The organism is Acidipropionibacterium jensenii DSM 20535 (assembly GCF_000425285.1).
In the GTDB taxonomy this organism is placed as follows: Bacteria; Actinomycetota; Actinomycetes; order Propionibacteriales; family Propionibacteriaceae; genus Acidipropionibacterium; species Acidipropionibacterium jensenii.
Genome location: NZ_AUDD01000014.1, coordinates 1 through 18,106, shown reverse-complemented (window position 1 = coordinate 18,106; position 18,106 = coordinate 1). Strand labels below are relative to the sequence as shown.

The window sequence follows — 18,106 nt, the reverse complement described above, 5'->3', positions numbered from 1 at the left end:
CGTAACCCTCCCGTAGACTCCCGCCATGACAGTTGCGACGCCGGAGCTCCGGATCGGCCCGGAACGGGACCTCTACCCGCCGATCGAACCCTTCGACACCCGGATGGTCGATGTCGGCGACGGCCAGCTCCTCCACGTCGAGCAGTGCGGCAACCCGCAGGGCCGCCCGGTGGTCTTCCTGCACGGCGGACCGGGGGGAGGCGGCGGCACCGAGCGCCGGCAGTTCTTCAACCCGGACAGCTACCGCATCATCGTTCTGGACCAGCGCGGTTGCGGGCTGTCGACCCCGCACGTGGCGAACGCCCGTACCCCCGAGGAGATGGCCTCCAACACCACCTGGAACCTCGTGGAGGACCTGGAGAAGGTCCGACTCGAGCTGGGCGTCGACCGCTGGCAGGTCTTCGGCGGGTCGTGGGGCTCGTGCCTGGCCCTGGCCTACGCCGAGACCTATCCCCAGCGGGTCACCGAACTCGTCCTGCGCGGGATCTTCACGCTGCGCCAGTCCGAGCTCGACTGGTTCTACAACGGCGGCGCCTCAGCGGTCTACCCGGACCTGTGGGAGGGCTACTGCGAACCCCTGCGGCGCGCCGGCCACGACTTCTCCCGCGACAACATCTCCGGCTACTTCGACCTGCTGTGGGATCCGGACCCGCAGGTCCACGGGCCGGCCGCCACCGCCTGGACGAACTGGGAGTCGGCCACCACCAGGCTGGCCGTCGACGCCGAGCCCGAGGAGGAGGACCCGGAGTTCGACCTGGCCTTCGCCCGGATCGAGAATCACTATTTCATTCATCACGGGTTCATGGCCGAGGGCCAGCTGATCCGTGACGCCGGGAGGCTGGCCGCGATCCCCACCGCCATCGTCCAGGGCCGCTACGACATGTGCTGCCCCGCGACCACCGCGTGGGATCTCAAGAAGGCTCTGCCGAGCGCCGACCTGCGGATCGTGATGGGAGGTCACTCGGCCTTCGAGCCCCTGCTCACCTCCGAGCTGGTCAAGGTCTGCGACGAGTTCGCCGGCATCACCGCGACCCGGTAGTCGAGTCAGCGTCCCGGCGGCCGTCGAAGCAGGGGTAGAGGGGTAGCTCCTCGGGCCACCCCCAGGTTCCAGCGGCGGTGTCGGCGGCCTGCTCGCAGGCCCGGGCCAGGGTCGGGGTCACCGCCGCGGCGTGCTCAGCGGCCGACCGCCATAACGTGATGAGCCGGGACCGGCCCCCGGAGAACCGGCCGACGTCCTCGCGCCGGGTCAACGGCTCCAGGGTGAGCTCGGTCATCTGGAGGGCGGTGCTCATCGCCGCCAGTCCCGTCATCGGGTCGAGGTCCGGGTCGTCCAGCAGGTCGGCCAGGCCGCCGTGGGCGGTCCCGAACCCCGACATCACGGCCGCCTGGAACTCCCCGGGGGTCCCGGCCAGCAGCCCGCTGGCGGGCCACGGCGTCAACAGGCTCACCAGATCCACCGCGATGTGGTGGTAGGAGGCCGCCTCGTAGTCGATCGCCTTGACCCACCCGTCACCGGTGACCAGCAGATTGTCGGGGGCGGGGTCGGCCTGGCTGCACACCCTGGACCCCTCGACGCCGTCCAGCCCTGCCAGCAGCGCGACCTCCTCGTCCAACCTCTGGCAGGCCGGCCCCGGCAGCCGCAGCGTCGCGGACAACCGGGCGGCGCCGCGCTCGGGCAGCCGGGGGGAGGCCGGACCGCCCGCGGTGAGGGTGCCCGGATCGGCCTGCCGGACCAGATCGGAGAACCGGGACACCGCCTCACGGGAGGCCGTGAGCTGGTGGGCGCTGCTGCGTCCCCACACCCAGGCCGCCTCCAGAGCGGCGTCCCCGTCGTCGCCGGCCAGCAGATCGGCCAGGGTCGGCACCGACCCCAGGTCCTCCATCACCACCACACCGTGGTCCAGGTCGGCGGCCAGCAGGCGCGGGGCACCGGGAACAGCGGCCAGACCGGCCCACTCCCGGACCGCCCCGTACCCTCCCGAGTTGTGGGACATCGCACGCGACCGGAAGCACTTGGCCACCACGGTCCGGGCGCCCCCGGTGGCGGTGGTGGGCCCGTCGACCCAGCAGCGGGCGACCGTTGTGCGGATTCCCTCGCGCAGCACCTGTTTGACCGACAGCTCAGTGCCCAGCGCGAACGCGGCGTCATCGACCCAGCCAAGACCCATGACGACATTCCACCACGGCTAGAGTTGGTGGGGTACATTCGCGCTCCACCAGGAGAGAACCCTGAGTACCACAGCCCACCAGCCACGCCTTCGACAGTCCGACGGGTCGGCATCGACCCTTCCCGACAGTCGCGGCACCCGGACCTTCACCGTGCCCGCATCGGTGCCGATGGTCTCCCTGGTCGGACCGGGGGACGAGTATCTGCGCCGGCTCGAGGGGGCCCTGGCGGCCGAGATCATGGTGCGCGGCAACGAGGTGAGCCTGTCGGGCACCGCCGCCCAGATCGCCGACGCGACCGAGGTGCTCACCGAACTGGTCACCATCATCCGCACCGGTCACGGACTGTCGGCCGACGACGTCGACCGGGTGGTGACGATGACCCGGGAGGGCCAGGAGCCGGCCCAGATCATGACCGCCGACATCCTGTCGAACCGGGGCAGGACGATCCGTCCCAAGACCCTCAACCAGAAGCGCTACGTCGACGCCATTGACAGCCACACCGTCGTCTTCGGGATCGGACCGGCCGGCACCGGCAAGACCTACCTGGCGATGGCCAAGGCCGTCCAGGCCCTGCAGAACAAGCAGGTGAGCCGGATCATCCTCACCCGCCCGGCGGTGGAGGCCGGCGAGCGGATCGGCTTCCTGCCCGGCACCCTCTCGGAGAAGATCGACCCCTACCTGAGGCCCCTCTACGACGCCCTGCACGACATGGTCGACGCCGCCTCGGTGCCCCGGCTGATGGCCGCCGGGACCGTGGAGGTGGCCCCCTTGGCGTACATGCGCGGGCGGACCCTCAATGACGCCTTCATCATTCTCGACGAGGCCCAGAACACCTCTCCCGAGCAGATGAAGATGTTCCTCACCCGGCTCGGCTTCGACTCCAAGGTGGTCGTCACCGGCGACATCACCCAGGTCGATCTGCCCGGCGGGGTGACCAGCGGCCTGCGGCTGGTCCAGGACATCCTCGACGGCATCGACGACATCGCCTTCTGCAACCTCACCAGCCGGGACGTCGTCCGGCACCGGCTGGTCGGCAGGATCGTGGCGGCCTACGACCAGTACGACGCCGTCCTCGACCGAGACGCCCAGCAGCGCCGGGCGGCCGGCGGACGGTCCGGACGCCAGCTGAGGAGACGATGATGATCGATATCAACAACGAGTCGGGGCAGGACGCCGACGAGCGGGGCCTGGTCGCCCTGGCGGGGTTCGCGATGGCCCGGCTGCGCATCCACCCGGAGGCCGAGCTGTCGATCCTGCTGGTCGACGAGGCGACCATGGAGGGCTACCACGAGAAGTTCATGGGCCTGCCCGGGCCCACCGATGTGCTGAGCTTCCCGATGGACGAGCTGCGCTCCCCCTCCGACGGGGAGGCCGAGCCGAACGGGATCCTCGGCGACATCGTGCTGTGCCCCACGGTCACCGCCCGGCAGGCCGGCGAGAACGGCCGCACTCCCGACGGCGAGGCCGAGTACCTGCTCATCCACGGACTGCTCCACCTGCTCGGCCACGATCACGCCGAGCCGGAGGAGAAGAAGGTGATGTTCGGCCTCAACGACGAGATCATCAACGCCTGGGAGATGGCCCGCAACGGGAATCAGGCCCGATGACCCAGTCCCAGTGGGTCGAGATCGTCGTCGCCCTGGTGCTGGCCCTGGTGGCCTCCCTGGTGGCCGCCTGCGAGGCCGCTCTGCAGCACTTGTCGCGCAGTCGCGCCGAGGAGCTGGTCGAGGACGGCCGGCGCAGTTCGGTGCGGGTGCACGCGATGGCCCTGGAGCCGGCCCGGTTCGTCAACTCCGCGATGGTGGTGCGGATCGGCAGCGAGGTCGCCACCATCGTGCTGGTCTGCCAGGCGCTGTTCCCGCACCTGGGGTCGGACTGGGAGCGGATCCTCGTGGTCTCGGCCACCATGCTGGTGGTCAGCTACATCCTGTGGGGGGTCGCTCCGCGCACCCTCGGCAAGCAGCACGACGTCGCGGTGTGCCGGCTGTCCGGGCGGATCTGGATGGTCACCGCCACCCTGCTGAGGCCGCTGGTGGCGGTCTTCATCGCGGTCGGCAACGCGGTGACCCCGGGTCGCGGGTTCGCCGAGGGGCCGTTCACCACCGAGGCCGAGCTGCGCGACATGGTCGACTACGCCGAGGCCTCCGACCTCATCGAGCCCGACGAGCGGGAGATGATCCACTCGGTCTTCGAGCTCGGCGACACCTACCTGCGCGAGGTGATGGTGCCGCGCACCGATGTCGTGTTCATCCGGCAGGACAAGACCCTGCGTCAGGCGATGTCCCTGGCGCTGCGCTCCGGTTTTTCCCGGATGCCGGTGGTCGGCAAGAGCCTGGACGACATCCTGGGAATCATCTACCTCAAGGACCTGGCCCGCCGGGTCCAGGACAATCCCGACGGCCAGCGTCAGGAGAAGGTCTCCCAGGTGATGCGGGAGGCCGTCTACGTCCCCGACTCCAAGCCGATCGACGACGTGCTGCGCGAGATGCAGCGCGACCGCAATCACATCGTCATCGTGGTCGACGAGTTCGGCGGCACCGCCGGGCTGGCCACCATCGAGGACATCGTCGAGGAGATCGTCGGCGAGATCGTCGACGAGTACGACCCCGAGCCCACCGAGACCGAGGAGATCGATCCCGGTGTTTACCGGGTCTCCTCCCGGATGCCGGTCGATGACCTGGCCGAGCTGTTCGACATCAAGGCCGCCGAGGAGGACGTCGACACCGTCGGCGGGCTGATGGCCAAGGAGTTGTCGGTGGTTCCGGTACCCGGCGCCTCGGTGGTCTGGGAGGGCATCGAGATCACCGCCGAGAAGGCCACCGGACGACGCCACCAGGTGGACACCTACCTGGTCCGCCAGGTACCCGCCGAACCCGCAGACGAGAAGGACGAGGATGACTGACACCGAGACCCCGCAGAGCACCGGCAGCGACGACGCGGCACGCCCCGACGACGCCGAGCCGACTGTCGAGGAGGTGGAGGACGCCGAGCGCGTCGAGGACGCCGAGGAGAGTGACGCCCAGCCCTCGCTGGCCGAGCTGATGGACGGCGAGGACGAGGTCTCCGACGTCGACTACGTCGCCACCCGGGTCGCCGAGGCGACCCGTCCCGGATTCCACTCCGGCTTCGCCTGCTTCGTCGGCCGGCCCAATGCCGGCAAGTCGACCCTCACCAACGCCCTGGTGGGGGCCCAGATCGCGATCGCCACCGACAAGCCGCAGACCACCCGGCACGTCATCCGCGGTGTGGTCACCACCGATGACTCGCAGCTGGTCGTCATCGACACCCCCGGCCTCCACAAGCCCCGGACCCTGTTGGGCCAGCGGCTCAACGACCTGGTGCGCGACACCTGGTCCCAGGTCGACGTGATCGGCGTCTGCCTGCCCTGCGACCAGCGGATCGGACCCGGGGACAGCTATCTGGTGGGCCAGATCGCCCAGTTGACCCATCGCCCCCTGCTGGTGGCCCTGGCCACCAAGTCCGACCTGGTCGGCGACTCTCGGCTGGCCGCCCACCTGGCGTCGATCGCCGCCCTGGAGACGGAGCTGGGGGTGCGCTTCGAGCACATCGTGCCCTGCTCGGCGGTCCTGGGAAGCCAGGTCGAGGAGGTCCGTCAGACCATCATCTCGCTGCTGCCCGAGGGGCCCGCCTACTATCCCGACGGGGAGATCACCGACGAGCCGACCGAGACCCTGGTCGCCGAACTCATCCGCGCCGCCGCCCTGGAGGGGGTGCGCGAGGAGCTGCCGCACTCGATCGCGGTGGAGATCGTCGAGATGGGCCAGCGCCCGGACCGGCCCGAGGACCGTCCGCTGCTCGACGTGGTGGCCTCCCTGATCGTGGAGCGGGATTCCCAGAAGGGGATCATGATCGGCCACAAGGGGGCCCACATCAAGGACGTCGGGACCCGGGCTAGGCTCCAGATCTCGGCCCTGCTGGGCACCCCGGTGCACCTGGATCTGCAGGTCAAGGTGCTCAAGGACTGGCAGTCCGACCCCAAGTACCTCAACCGCCTGGGGTTCTGAGGGTTCTGAGACCTGCCGCGGTCCCCGGGCGGTACACAGCCCGGGGGACGTCACGGGCCTGGGGACGTCACCACCCGGGGGCGTCACAGCCTGGGCGGCGTCACAAGGTGGTGTGGCTCACTTGACCGCCGACCACGGTGAGGGCCGAGGAGATCGACGCGAGTTCCTCGCCGTGGGACCCGAAGGGATCGTCCTCCAGGGCGACCAGATCGGCCCGGCCCCCCGGTGCCACGGCCTCGACCCCGTGGGTGGAGGCTCTCAGCGCCTCCGAGACGGTGATCTCCTGGCCGGGGTACCAGCCGGGCCGCTGGTCGCCGGTGCGCTCGACGGCCACCCGGATCGCCAGCCACGGGTCCACCGGGGAGACCGGGGCGTCCGACCCCATGATGAGCCGGGCGCCGGCGTCCAGCATGTCGCGGAACCGGAAGCTGCCGACGTTGAGATCCCCCCACACCTGGTCCATGACGTCCCGGTCGTCGATGAGATGGGCCGGCTGGATGCTGACCGTCACCCCCAGGGCCGCGAACCGCGGCAGATCGGCGTCCTCGACCAGTTGGGCGTGCTCCAGCCGTCCGCCCACCCCGCAGTGCTGGTAGGCGTCCAGCACGGTGCTCACCGCCAGGTCGCCGATCGCGTGGACGGCCGGTTGAATCCCCGCCCGAGTGGCCCGGGCGATGAGCGACTCCAGCTCCGCCAGCGGAACCGCGTCCACCCCGGACCCCTCGGGCCCGGAGGCCCCCGGGTAGGGCTGGCGGCACCAGGCCGAACGGGTCGAGACCGAGCCGTCGGAGATGATCTTGAGCGGGCCTATCGCCACCAGAGACTCCGGCCCCGACCCGGGCTCCTCGGCGGCGCACTGCCCGGTGGCCAGTCCGCGGCCGATCGCCTCGTCGAGCCGGTCCGGGTAGACCGCCACCTGGACCCTCATCGGGCAGCGGCCGGCCTGCTCGCGGGCCAGCCAGACATCCACATCGCTGGAGAACTCCATGTCGCCGATTCCCACCACCCCGCGGGCGGCGACCCGGCGGCAGCACTCGTCGAGCCACATGTCCAGGGACCGGGTCGGCACCTGGGCGAGCTTGATCTGGGCGGCAAAGGAGTCGGCCTCGGTGAGGAATCCGGGACGGTCGGGGATCCCGAGTCGCTGGAGGGCCGCGGTGTTGCACCAGGTGGAGTGCAGGTCGGCCGAGACGATCGCCACCGGCCAGCGGCCCGAGACGGCGTCCAGGTCGGCGGCGCTGGGATTGGCGGGCCAGCGGGAGGCGCGCAGCCCGAACCCCTGGATGATCTCCCCGTCGGCGGGACCGGTGAGGGTCGCCAGGTGGTCGGCGATGGTTCTCAGGATCTCGGCGGGGGAGGCCGTCTGGGAGACCTCCACCCGGCGCGATGCCAGCGCCCACTGCTCGGTGTGGACGTGCTCGTCCCACAGGCCGGGGATCACCAGACGGCCGTCGAGATCGATCACCGGGGCCTGGACGGTCGAGGGCCGGGGCAGGGAGGGGCGGATCGAGTCGATCCGGCCCCCACTCAGCAGAATGTCGCACGGATCGCCGGGGCGTCCGGTGCGCAGATCGAGCAGGCGGGCGCGGTGAAGGAGCATCGTCACGGCCCCGATCCTGTCACGTCCGAACCCACCGTGGAGCACGGCTCACACTGCGGGTGCTACCATGCCGCTTGTGGCACGCGTTCTCCTGCTTATGTGCCGCAGCGGGGCCCGCTGACGGGTAGCCCCTCCGCTGCGGGTACTTCGGCTGCCCATTGAAGCTCAGCCACCCCCCAGGAGATCGCAATGACCCGCCCACAGTCCTCACCCTGCCAGTTGACCTCACCGATGCCGGTCGACCGCTACAAGCCCTTCATCCCGCAGTCGCTGCCCGATCGCACCTGGCCCGACAAGACCCTCGACAAGGCACCCCGATGGCTGTCGACCGATCTGCGCGACGGCAACCAGGCCCTGATCGACCCGATGACCGTCTCGCGCAAGATGCGGATGTTCAACCTGCTCATCGAGATGGGCTACAAGGAGATCGAGATCGGCTTCCCCTCGGCCTCCCAGACCGAGTACGACTTCGTGCGCAAGCTGATCGAGGAGGACGTCGTTCCCGACGACGTCACGATCTCGGTGCTGACCCAGGCCCGCGAGGACCTCATCCGCCGCACCGCGCAGAGCCTGGTCGGCGCCCACCGCGCCACCATCCACATGTACAACGCGACCGCCGAGCTGTTCCGCCGGGTGGTCTTCCACGTCAACGAGCAGCAGTGCATCGACCTGGCCCACCAGGGCACCGAATGGGTCGTCAAGTACGCCGAGGAGTACCTGGACGACGTCGAGTTCGGTTACGAGTACTCCCCGGAGATCTTCACCCAGACCCCGACCGACTTCGCCCTGGAGGTGTGCGAGTCGGTGATGGACGTCTGGCAGCCCGCCGAGGGCCGCGAGATCATCCTCAACCTGCCCGCCACCGTGGAGATGAGCACCCCGAACACCTTCGGCGACCAGATCGAGTACTTCTGCCGCAACATCCGCGACCGCCAGCACGTGTGCGTCTCGGTGCACCCCCACAACGACCGGGGTACCGGCGTCGCGGCCGCCGAGTTCGCCCAGATGGCCGGCGCCGACCGGGTCGAGGGATGCCTCTTCGGCCACGGCGAGAGAACCGGCAATGTCGACCTGGTCACCCTGGGGATGAACCTGTTCAGCCAGGGCGTCGACCCGAAGATCGACTTCTCCGACATGCCCCAGATCCGCCGCACCGTCGAGTACTGCACCGGGCTGCCGGTGCCGGCCCGCCAGCCCTACTCCGGAGACCTGGTCTTCACCGCCTTCTCCGGCTCCCACCAGGACGCCATCAAGAAGGGCCTGGAGGACCTGCAGAGGGTCGCCGACGAGCAGGGCGTCGACGAGCGGAAGGTGACCTGGCAGGCCCCCTACCTGGCCGTCGACCCGCACGACATCGGTCGCACCTACGAGGCCGTCATCCGCGTCAACAGCCAGTCCGGCAAGGGCGGAATGGCCTACCTGATGAAGACCGAGCACCAGGTGGACCTGCCCCGGCGTCTGCAGATCGAGTTCTCCAAGTCGGTGCAGTTCCTCACCGACCAGGAGGCCCGCGAGATCAGCCACGACGAGATCTGGGACCTGTTCTCCCGGGAGTACCTGCACACCGACGGGATCCAGCTGGTCTCCCGCGAGTCCGCCACCCGCGGGGGCAGTCACGAGATCACCGCGACGATCGGGGTCGACGGCGCCCAGCGCACCATCTCCGGTGAGGGCAACGGCGCTGTCTCGGCCTTCGTCGACGCCCTGGACTCGCTCGGCGTGGTCGTCCACGTGCTGGACTACTCCGAGCACGCGATGACCGCAGGCGGCACCGCGAAGGCCGCCGCCTATGTGGAGTGCGAGGTCGGCGACGGGGAGTCCAGCCAGATCCTGTGGGGTGTCGGCATCGACTCCGACATCACCGAGGCCTCCCTCAAGGCGGTCATCGGGGCCGTCAACCGGTCCGGCGCAAGGGTGCAGGTCGGGGAGCGGGTCGGTTCCCGACAGGCCTGACAGCGGTGTTCCCGGACCGTCCTCGGGCAGATCTGTGCCATTATCGGGATGAGTCAGTCGCGGGTGGTCAGCCGCCTCGACGAGATCTGGACCACTGAAATCGGCGAGAGGATCACCTGACAGATGTGCCGGATGTTCGGATTCCTCACCGATCGCCCCAGGTCGGTCGCCGAGGCGGCGGGCCATGACCTGCAGACCTTTCACGACCTGGGGCGGATCCATCACGACGGCTGGGGGATCGCCTCCTGGGACGGTCAGCGGGCCCGGGTCCATCACGACCCCGAGCCCGTGATGGAGTCGGCGTCGTTCTGGCCGTTGGTCGACGCACTGACCACCGATCAGTCGATCTTCCATCTGCGGCTGGCCACCGAGGGGCTGGCGGTCCGGGAGGAGAACTGCCACCCCTTCATCGACGGCAATGTCTGCTTCGCCCACAACGGGCAGTTCTCCAAGACTCCCGAGATCCTCGCCGAGGTCGTCGACAGCTGCGACTACAAGCCGCGCGGGACGACCGACTCGGAGCTCTACTTCGCGCTGATCCTGCGCAACCACTCCCGCGGGCTGGCCTGGCCCGAGGCGATCCTGGACGCCGCCCGCACCATCCTCGCGCTGGTGCCGGCCGGTCAGGTGTGGGCCCTGGACTGCATGCTGGGCACCGAGGAGGCGCTCTACGCCTTCAGCCTGGCCTTCCCCGAGCTGGTTCCCGACCGACCCGAGGGGTACTACGACCTGCACTTCCTGGCCAGCACCGACGCCGAGGGCCGCTCCCTGCGGATCTCCTCACAGGGCCCGGAGTCGCCGCGCTGGACCCTGCTCACCCAGCGCACCGTGCTGCGGATCGAGCGGGGCAGCCTCGCCCTGTCGACCACCCCGTGGCGCCGTTCGGCGCACAGGGCCCGCAGCCACCAGGAGTTCGCCGCCCAGCGCTCCTACCCGTGATCGGCGCCCGAACCCTCCGGTCGGGGCCTCAGCGGGCCCCGGCGTCGGTGGTGGGGGTCTCGTTGGGCACCGCACCGCCGAACCGCCGGTCGCGGCGGGCGTACTCCATCACGGCGTCCCACAGGTTGCGCCGGTCCACATCGGGCCACAGCACGTCGGAGAAGACCATCTCGGCGTAGGCCGACTGCCACAGCAGGAAGTTGGAGGTCCGCTGCTCCCCGGAGGAGCGCCAGAACAGGTCCACATCGGGGATCTCCGGCTCGTCGAGGTGGGTGCGGAAGGTCTTCTCGGTGATGTGGTCGGGGTCCAGCCGCCCCTCGGCGGCCAGACGGGCGATGTCGCGGACGGCGTCGACGATCTCGGCCCGCCCCCCGTAGTTGACGCAGAACTGCAGGGTGAGGACGGTGTTGTCATCGCTCTGGGCCTCAGCCTCCTCGAGCTCGCGGATCACCGAGCGCCAGAGCTTGGGACGGCGTCCCGCCCATCGGACGCGCACCCCGAGGGCGTCGAGCTGGTCGCGGCGTCGGTGGATGACATCGCGGTTGAACCCCATCAGCCAGTGCACCTCGTCGGGGGACCGGCGCCAGTTCTCGGTGGAGAAGGCGTAGGCAGACAGGTAGGGGATGCCCATCTCGATGGCCCCCTCGATGACATCGAAGAGGGCGTCCTCGCCGCGGGCGTGGCCCTCGGTGCGCCGCAGGCCGCGCTCCTTGGCCCAGCGTCCGTTGCCGTCCATCACGATCGCGACGTGACGGGGCAGCAGCTCTGCGGGCAGCTGGGGCGGACGGGCGCCCGAGGGGTGGGGGAGTGGGCCGCGCTTGGCGGGACGCGGACGGGTGCTGGAGACCATGGCCGACACGCTACTAGCCCTGGATGGGGACGTCCTCGGGATCGGGGGTGAGCCGCCCGCCCGCCGAACGGCATCTCAGCGACAGCGCGAGGGCGGGGAACACCAGCACCGACAGCATTCCGGCCCCCACCAGGGCCGACGCGATCCCCGACCCCAGCTCGTGGCGCTCGACCCCGATGCCGGTCACCGCCACGATGATCGGCAGCCCGGTGGCGCCGAGCAGCAGCAGGGAGGCGCGGTCCGTCCTCGTCGAACCTTTCGGGGCCGCCAGCAGGCAGGGGATGCCGCGGATCACCAGGAGCAGCACCAGGGCCCCCGCCATCAGGAGGAGCAGTCGCGGCGAGGAGACGAGCGCGGACAGGTCGAAGGTGACGCCGGTCATGACGAAGAACACCGGAACCAGGAACCCGAAGCCCACCGCCTCCAGCTTCGCCTCGACCATCTCGCGGTCGGGCGGACGGGCGCTGGCCAGCAGCACCTTCGACAGCACCCCGGCGGCGAAGGCGCCGAGCAGCATGTCCAGTCCCAGCAGCTGGCTGAGCACCGACAGCGCCGCCAGCACGAGGATGACGGTGCGCACGCCGAACTGGCCGCTGGTGCGCAGGGTGGCCGCCACCAGGCGGTTGAAGGCCGGGTAGGGGCCGCGGGAGGCCAGCAAGATCGCCACCCCGGTGATGACCGCGAAGGCGGCCAGGACCAGCGCCCCGGACACCGGGCTGCGGCCGCCCAGGAAGATCGAGATGGCCAGCAGCGGGCCGAACTCCCCGGCCGCCCCGGTCGCGGTGGCGGCCCTCCCGAACTCCGAGTGCAGGTCCCCCTCGTCGCGCAGCACCGGCATCAGGGTGCCCAGCGCCGTGGAGGTCAGTGCGACACCGATGAAGACGGCGGTGGTGAGGGAGGGGGCCAGCACGATCCCGATGCACACCCCGAGGGCCAGGGAGATCAGCCAGCCGCCGATCGCCCGGCGCATCGGGCGGCCCCGGATCCCCTGGAAGTCGATCTCGTTGCCGGCGAGGAAGAACAGCATCGCGACGCCGAAGCTGGACAGCACCCCGGTGACGGCGTCGGGGTGCACCCATCCCAGGATGCTGGGGCCCAGCAGCACTCCGAGCAGGATCTCGAAGACGATCAGCGGGACGCGCAGCACGGGTTTCAGCGCGGCCCCCAGCAGCGGCGCGACCATGGCGGCCAGGGGCACCAGCAGCACGCCGGCGAGCGACGGGGTCATGGGCTCAGCCTAGGACCCGTCGTCTCCTCAGTGGATCGACAGCAGAGCGGCCTGGCCGCTGCCCGACGGGTTGTCGGGGGTGACGACCATCACCCCGCGGGGCTTCTGGCGGCTGATCTCCGCAGCCGTGGTGGCCAGAGACGCCCTCGCCGAGCGGTTGACGGCCACGGTGAGGCCGGCGCCGTCGCCGATGGCGCGTTGCCACGGGTTGTAGCGCGCCCACTGGGATCCGAAGGTGTCCTCACCGGAGTCGACGCCGTAGCCGGCGACCGTGTATGAGAAGGATCCCGAGGAGGAGCGGAGCCCCAGGGCGGAGGCGGTCACCGGCAGTTCGATCGTGCTGGAGTCGGTGGGGGCCAGCGCCAGGTATCCCGACGACGTGACGGCGCCGGTCCGGATGTCCTGGATGAACACCTCGGTGACGCCGTCCGGCTCGCCGCGGCGGATCACCCCGGAGTCGGTGGCGAAGACGATGCGGTCGGGGACCCCGTCCCCGTTGGCGTCGACGGCGACGTCGTACTCGTTGGCCGAGGCGCTCGACCAGCGGTCCCAGGTGTTGATGGCGAAGACCAGCAGCTTCTGGCCGCCGACCGTGCGCGTCTGGACCCCGGCCGCCCGCAGGTCGTAGCCGGAGCCCCCGGTGATGGTGGGGTCGCGACGCCGGTCGGACAGCCCCCAGGTGAACACCGCCGAGCGGGCGGCCATCGCGCCGCGGGAGTTGGTCACGGTGAGGTTCGTCGTGCCGGGCCGGACGCCCCGCGCGATCGCCGCGGTGTGGGCGGTCCGGACCCCGGGACGGGTGGTGCGCAGCACCGCCGACGCGTTGGTCTGGGCTCGCGGAACCATCAGGTAGGGCACCCGCAGGATCTGGGTGCTGCGCCCGGCGCTGAGCACCACGTCCCCCGAGATCTGGTGGAAGCCGGTGCGGTTGTCCAGGGAGCTGCCGACCCGGGAGGCCGGGGCCCTCAGCGTCACCATGATCCTCGCGCTGGAGTGCGGCCTCAGGGTCACCCGCCGGGTGCTGAGGGAGACGGTGGCCGGTCGCGAACCGGCCGAGGCCCGAGCGGCCACCGTGTAGGTGATCGGGCGGGAGCCCTTGTTGACCAGGACCAGGGGGCGGGTCCGCTGGATGGTCGAGCGGGACTCGACCAGACCGAAGCTCAGGGTGCCGGTGGTCAGCGTCCCGGAGGCCACCCGGTAGTGGTCGCCCTCGGCGAAGGAGGAGGTGGCCAGTGCCCGGGCGGGGTCGACCAGCCCGCCGCCCAGAACGGGGTCGTAGCCCACCACCCGCGAGGAGGAGGCGGTGCTGGACAGCGCCGCGCCGATCTGGCTGGCGCTCCAGCCGCGATGGGCCTGGACGGCCAGGGCCGCCACCCCGGCGACCTGGGGAGAGGCCGAGGAGGTGCCCGACATCGCCACCGCAGCACGTCCGGTGCCGAGGGCCGCCGAGGAGATGGCGATGCCCGGGGCGGCGACGCCGGTGGGCAGGCTGGAGTCGCCGCTGGCCGGTCCCGAGGAGCTGAACGGCGCATAGCTGCGGTACCCGGGCAGGGAGGCCTGGTTGTTGACGGCCGCCACCGAGATGACGCCGCGGCCGGCGGCCGGCGCCCCGGTGAGGTAGGGGTTCTGCCCCTGGTTGCCGGCGGCCGAGACGACGACCGCGCCGGCGGCCACCGCATTGCTGGCGGCGACGGCGTCGGGATCCCCGGGGCGGCCGTGGACGCTGCCGAGGGAGATGTTGATGACATTCATGCGGTGGGCGACCGCCCAGTCGATGGCTTCGGTGGTGAGGTCGCTGGTGCCGGAGCAGCCGAAGACCTTCAGCGGGTAGAGGTCGACCTGGGGGGCGATCCCGGGGCTCACCAGGAACGACCTGGCGGACGCGTTGTAGGGGCCGGTGTAGGTGCGTCCCGCCGTGGTGACCCCCGAGCCGGCCAGGGTGCCGGCGACGTGGGTGCCGTGGCCGTTGCAGTCCAGCGGGTTGGAGTCGGGGCGCGGGACCAGCGCCGAGCCGGTGCCCGAGGAGTCGTAGGAGTCACCGGCGAAGTCGCGACCGCCCTTCACCCGCGGGGCCCGGGGGCCGACCAGGGAGGCACTCGGGGTGGCGGCGGAGCGCGCCCGCGCGGCGTCATAGGCGGCCGGGGTTCCCGGGCCGGCGAAGTCGGCGTGGGTGTAGTCCAGGCCGGTGTCGATCACCGCGACCCGAATCCGCCTGCCGGTGAGTCCGGTGCGCTGCCACAGCTGGGGGATCCCCAGGGAGGAACCCGAGGCGGCCGCGGACCTGGAGGAGGTGGAGGAGTTGGCGGCGGTGCGGGAGGGCACCGGGTGGACGGCCTCCACGCCGGGCAGGTCGGCGAGCCGGTCGATGTCCTTGCTGGCGATCTGGACGTGGAGGCCGTTGTAGGCCGAACGCATCTGGGAGACGACGTGGCCGCCGTGGGAGCGGACGAAGCCGGCGACGGGGCTCTGCTCGGTCGACAGGGCGGACTGGATCTGGTTCACCTTCGTGCTCGACAGATCACCGCCGGCCTTCGCCTGAGCCACCGCGACAGGGTCGCCGCTCAGCTGGACGATGACGCTCACCCTGGCGTCCGGGTCGCTCATCCGGGCCGTGGCGTCGGTGTCGATCCGGCCCTTCGAGGGGGCCCGGTGGAAGCCGGAGGAGGTGGTGCCCGAGGAATCGGTGCCGGGGGCTGCGACGGCCGACGGAAGGGCCACCGCCGAGGCCGTCGCCGCGACCAGCGTCGCCAGACACAGGCGCGTGGTGCGGGTGCCCGGACGCGGCATCATCCTGAAGAACATGCATCTGCCTCTCAGTGGTTTCTGGGATGACCTTAAGCCCTCTCATGGGCATGGCTGGCGTCGGTCCTCGGCTCGATCCCCTGACTAGTGGATACGGTGCTGCCGGGGGGTGGTGTCGCTCCGAAGAGGGGGCAGCGTCGTGCCTGCTGGCGGCTGGCCTGGGGGGAGGTCTCACTCCGCGGAGTGGTCGACGTCTCCCGTGCGAGGTGTGTCGTACTCGCGAGGAACAATGGGACCCATGCCGACCTACCGAGACCGCGCCGTGGTGCTGCGGACCTACAAGCTCGGTGAGGCCGACCGGATCATCAGCATGCTCACCCGCGACCATGGGAAGGTGCGGGCGGTGGCGCGCGGCATCCGGCGCACCTCCAGCAAGTTCGGCGGTCGTCTGGACCCCTTCAACCGGGTCGACATCCAGCTGGTGGTCGGACGCAGTCTGGACGTCGTCGCCCAGGTGGAGACGCTGCGCTCCTACTCCGCCCCGTTGCGGACGAACTACTCTCTGTTCACCGCGGCCGAGGTGATGGTCGAGACCGCCGACCACCTCGTCCCCATCGAGAAGGAGCCCGCCCCGACTCAGTACCGGCTGCTGGCGGGTGCGCTGCGCACCCTGGGGGAGGGCACTCCCGACGGGCCGCGACCGGCGACCATGGTGCTGGACTCCTACCTCCTGCGGTCCCTGTCGATGGCCGGCTACGCCCCGGATCTGGACGACTGCGTCAAGTGCGGGAAGCCCGGGGCCCGCGCGGGCTTCTCCCCGAGCCTGGGCGGTGTGGTCTGCGCCGACTGCCAGCCGCCGGGCACCCCGCACCCCAATCCGGAGACCATCGAGTACATGGGAGCCCTGCTGTCCGGCGACTGGACGGCCACCCGGACCGTGGCACCGGTGCGGGTCCGGGAGGCGGCCGGTCTCGTCTCGGCCTTCGTCTCCTGGCACATGGAGCGCGGGCTGCGATCCCTTCCCCTGATGGATCGCCAGGACTGAGGCGTGCGTGGCGACGCGCTTCGGTGACGCCGTCGCGGTCCTGCGAGCACGTCCTCGGCCCGCTGAAGCGTTCCCGCGGGAACGTCTTCACCCAGTCAAGGGGAGCCTCCTTGGCCGCCCGACGGGACCTTCGAGATCAACTCGACGTGATCATCACAGCTGCCCCCACCGGGGCGCCACGAGGGGCCCGAGAAGTGTCAGTCCTGCGGGGTCGGTCCTGATCATGAGCCACCGACGAGGGTCGTCCTCGTCATCGAGGGCCCAGCAGGTCAGGACCTGAGCGGCGGCGTACAGCACCGAGGAGTCGTCCAGGCTGTCTCGGGCATAGTGTTTGCGGTCCAAGTGATGCAGTTCAGGCAATGCTCGTCCACTCTCGGATCGCGGCGCGGATCGCCTCGGAACGGGTGGTTATTCCCCCGGCTGCGGCCTTCGCGTCCAGGGCGGCGATGGTGGCCGCGTCCAGGCGTACCGGAACCACCGAGCCCGGGCCGTCCCCGACGGGGGACGGCCGCGTCGGGGCGTCGGACCTCCATGCGCGATCAGACAGCTGGGGGAACCTGCGCGCCGAATGGGTCTGGGACACCGTCAAGACCGGCTATCTCACCTCGTCTGCCCGGGTCCTCGACGGTGAGCCAGTCCGTTGGGATGGGCCGGGGACCGGGGGACGGCCAACGGCATCGTCGACACCGTGACCGGAACCCTGCGGTTGGGGGCCCGGGATTACGACCCGGTGACGGGGAGGTTCACCCAGCCCGACCCGATTCTTGATCCGTCCGATCCGACCCAGTGGAATGCGCATGCCTACGGGGCCAACAACCCGGTGGACCGCCCCGACCCCGATGGTCTGATGCCGGGTAGCCCCATCTACTGTGCCGACACGTGCCAGGGCAAGGACGCCGCCTACCAGATTCACGAGTCCAACTCGCGGATCCCCTACAACAAGGCAGCCCACAAAAAGGACAACGACGCCCACTACAAGACCCAGTACTGGACCCCGGCCCGAAGTCTCTACCGCACGCCAGCCCACTCGGGCAAACACTCCAGTGCCAGCCCCGCGAAAAAGAAAGTCAACATCCCCAAAGCGGTCGTCTCAGGGGCGGTGGGAACAGCGGTCGAGCTGGCCGTCGACGTGATTCTGACTGCTGCCTGCCCGGCCTGTCTGGTTGCCGTGGGCATGGTCAGTGCGGCAGCCGGCTACGCGGCCAGTCTTCTGGGCTCTTCCCAGATGAGGGTGTAGCGCACGTCGCGCGGCGGGCCGGCGCGTCGGTGGCCGGATAGAGGTCGAGGTCTCCCGAGGATGAGAGCTCCTACACACTCAGCCCGAAAGACCTCGACGTGCACGACGCTACCGTCGGCGGGCGCGCTGATGCGTTCGCCAGCCCCGACCTGACTGCCTTCTGCCGCCTCGACGAACTCGGCCTCGTTGTCACCGGGCAGCGACTCGAGCCGGATCGTGCCGTATTGGCCTGCCAGGTGGTCGAGCCCGACCAGTGGTGCCGGCGCTGCGGCTGCGAAGGGAGACCACGTGACACCGTGGTCCGACGGCTTGCCCACG

The 18,106-nt window shown here is 70.4% G+C and carries 16 protein-coding genes and 1 pseudogene; 10 read left to right on the top strand and 7 right to left on the bottom strand.

Annotation, left to right across the window (positions count from 1 at the left end; genetic code table 11):
• The first annotated feature begins 25 nt into the window (after positions 1-25).
• Complete coding sequence (pip, locus tag H590_RS0109695; RefSeq protein ID WP_028703394.1) at positions 26-1,039, top strand: prolyl aminopeptidase; 1,014 nt, start codon at positions 26-28, stop codon at positions 1,037-1,039.
• Here the strand turns inward: pip and H590_RS16015 are convergent.
• A complete protein-coding gene (locus H590_RS16015; protein WP_051238453.1) occupies positions 1,023-2,168 on the bottom strand; it encodes a hypothetical protein in 1,146 nt (381 codons plus the stop codon). The two genes, pip and H590_RS16015, sit on opposite strands and share 17 nt — an antisense overlap.
• Positions 2,169-2,337: 169 nt before the next feature.
• Between H590_RS16015 and H590_RS0109685 the strand changes: the two genes are divergently transcribed.
• The 4 genes from H590_RS0109685 to era all read left to right on the top strand — a co-directional run bounded on the left by H590_RS0109685 (position 2,338) and on the right by era (position 6,194).
• Positions 2,338-3,309, top strand: coding sequence for a PhoH family protein (locus H590_RS0109685; RefSeq protein ID WP_028703393.1), 972 nt, complete (start codon positions 2,338-2,340; stop codon positions 3,307-3,309).
• Complete coding sequence (gene ybeY, locus H590_RS0109680; RefSeq protein WP_028703392.1) at positions 3,309-3,776, top strand: rRNA maturation RNase YbeY; 468 nt, start codon at positions 3,309-3,311, stop codon at positions 3,774-3,776. The genes H590_RS0109685 and ybeY overlap by 1 nt, the downstream gene beginning before the upstream one ends.
• On the top strand, positions 3,773-5,071 hold the full coding sequence (locus H590_RS0109675) for a hemolysin family protein (RefSeq protein ID WP_028703391.1): 1,299 nt from the start codon (positions 3,773-3,775) through the stop codon (positions 5,069-5,071). The genes ybeY and H590_RS0109675 overlap by 4 nt, the downstream gene beginning before the upstream one ends.
• Before the next feature lie 139 nt (positions 5,072-5,210).
• Positions 5,211-6,194, top strand: coding sequence for a GTPase Era (era, locus tag H590_RS0109670; protein ID WP_051238472.1), 984 nt, complete (start codon positions 5,211-5,213; stop codon positions 6,192-6,194).
• 100 nt (positions 6,195-6,294) lie between these two features.
• On the opposite strand, the gene H590_RS0109665 is transcribed toward era, so the two are convergent.
• Positions 6,295-7,794, bottom strand: a complete 1,500-nt coding sequence (locus H590_RS0109665) for an amidohydrolase (protein ID WP_036981933.1) — start codon at positions 7,792-7,794, stop codon at positions 6,295-6,297.
• 189 nt (positions 7,795-7,983) lie between these two features.
• Here H590_RS0109665 and leuA point away from each other — a divergent pair, with 189 nt between their 5' ends.
• Together leuA and H590_RS17365 are read left to right on the top strand one after the other, a co-directional pair.
• Positions 7,984-9,747: a 2-isopropylmalate synthase gene (gene leuA / locus H590_RS0109660; RefSeq protein WP_028703388.1), complete on the top strand. Its 1,764-nt coding sequence runs from the start codon at positions 7,984-7,986 to the stop codon at positions 9,745-9,747.
• Between the two features lie 123 nt (positions 9,748-9,870).
• Complete coding sequence (locus H590_RS17365; protein WP_051238450.1) at positions 9,871-10,686, top strand: class II glutamine amidotransferase; 816 nt, start codon at positions 9,871-9,873, stop codon at positions 10,684-10,686.
• Positions 10,687-10,714: 28 nt separating this feature from the next.
• On the opposite strand, the gene H590_RS0109650 is transcribed toward H590_RS17365, so the two are convergent.
• The 3 genes from H590_RS0109650 to H590_RS0109640 form a co-directional block, all read right to left on the bottom strand.
• Positions 10,715-11,422, bottom strand: a complete 708-nt coding sequence (locus tag H590_RS0109650; protein WP_028703387.1) for an isoprenyl transferase — start codon at positions 11,420-11,422, stop codon at positions 10,715-10,717.
• Between the two features lie 127 nt (positions 11,423-11,549).
• Positions 11,550-12,764 carry a cation:proton antiporter gene (locus H590_RS0109645; protein WP_028703386.1) on the bottom strand — a complete coding sequence of 405 codons (1,215 nt, stop codon included), beginning with the start codon at positions 12,762-12,764 and terminating at the stop codon, positions 11,550-11,552.
• Positions 12,765-12,791: 27 nt separating this feature from the next.
• Entirely contained in the window at positions 12,792-15,566 is a 2,775-nt protein-coding gene (locus H590_RS0109640; protein WP_051238448.1) for a S8 family peptidase, read from the bottom strand.
• A 238-nt stretch (positions 15,567-15,804) separates the two neighbouring features.
• Between H590_RS0109640 and recO the strand changes: the two genes are divergently transcribed.
• Complete coding sequence (recO, locus tag H590_RS0109635) at positions 15,805-16,551, top strand: DNA repair protein RecO (RefSeq protein WP_028703384.1); 747 nt, start codon at positions 15,805-15,807, stop codon at positions 16,549-16,551.
• 153 nt (positions 16,552-16,704) lie between these two features.
• On the opposite strand, the gene H590_RS16005 is transcribed toward recO, so the two are convergent.
• Positions 16,705-16,893, bottom strand: a complete 189-nt coding sequence (locus H590_RS16005; protein WP_051238446.1) for a hypothetical protein — start codon at positions 16,891-16,893, stop codon at positions 16,705-16,707.
• A 10-nt stretch (positions 16,894-16,903) separates the two neighbouring features.
• Positions 16,904-17,029, bottom strand: coding sequence for a ribbon-helix-helix protein, CopG family (locus H590_RS19155; RefSeq protein WP_197720488.1), 126 nt, complete (start codon positions 17,027-17,029; stop codon positions 16,904-16,906).
• Positions 17,030-17,239: 210 nt separating this feature from the next.
• On the opposite strand from H590_RS19155, the gene H590_RS15995 reads away from it, so the two are divergent.
• A complete protein-coding gene (locus H590_RS15995) occupies positions 17,240-17,788 on the top strand; it encodes an RHS repeat-associated core domain-containing protein (RefSeq protein WP_161626018.1) in 549 nt (182 codons plus the stop codon).
• 98 nt (positions 17,789-17,886) lie between these two features.
• Positions 17,887-18,106, top strand: a pseudogene (locus H590_RS0109615) (ISL3 family transposase); the annotation flags it as partial.

Excerpts from the sequence above, each read along its gene's own strand:
- pip (WP_028703394.1), top strand. The coding sequence starts at position 26 with ATGACAGTTGCGACGCCGGAGCTCCGGATCGGCCCGGAACGGGACCTC.
- H590_RS16015 (WP_051238453.1), bottom strand. The coding sequence starts at position 2,168 with ATGGGTCTTGGCTGGGTCGATGACGCCGCGTTCGCGCTGGGCACTGAG.
- H590_RS0109685 (WP_028703393.1), top strand. The coding sequence starts at position 2,338 with ATGGTCTCCCTGGTCGGACCGGGGGACGAGTATCTGCGCCGGCTCGAG.
- ybeY (WP_028703392.1), top strand. The coding sequence starts at position 3,309 with ATGATCGATATCAACAACGAGTCGGGGCAGGACGCCGACGAGCGGGGC.
- H590_RS0109675 (WP_028703391.1), top strand. The coding sequence starts at position 3,773 with ATGACCCAGTCCCAGTGGGTCGAGATCGTCGTCGCCCTGGTGCTGGCC.
- era (WP_051238472.1), top strand. The coding sequence starts at position 5,211 with ATGGACGGCGAGGACGAGGTCTCCGACGTCGACTACGTCGCCACCCGG.
- H590_RS0109665 (WP_036981933.1), bottom strand. The coding sequence starts at position 7,794 with ATGCTCCTTCACCGCGCCCGCCTGCTCGATCTGCGCACCGGACGCCCC.
- leuA (WP_028703388.1), top strand. The coding sequence starts at position 7,984 with ATGACCCGCCCACAGTCCTCACCCTGCCAGTTGACCTCACCGATGCCG.
- H590_RS17365 (WP_051238450.1), top strand. The coding sequence starts at position 9,871 with ATGTGCCGGATGTTCGGATTCCTCACCGATCGCCCCAGGTCGGTCGCC.
- H590_RS0109650 (WP_028703387.1), bottom strand. The coding sequence starts at position 11,422 with ATGGACGGCAACGGACGCTGGGCCAAGGAGCGCGGCCTGCGGCGCACC.
- H590_RS0109645 (WP_028703386.1), bottom strand. The coding sequence starts at position 12,764 with ATGACCCCGTCGCTCGCCGGCGTGCTGCTGGTGCCCCTGGCCGCCATG.
- H590_RS0109640 (WP_051238448.1), bottom strand. The coding sequence starts at position 15,566 with ATGTTCTTCAGGATGATGCCGCGTCCGGGCACCCGCACCACGCGCCTG.
- recO (WP_028703384.1), top strand. The coding sequence starts at position 15,805 with ATGCCGACCTACCGAGACCGCGCCGTGGTGCTGCGGACCTACAAGCTC.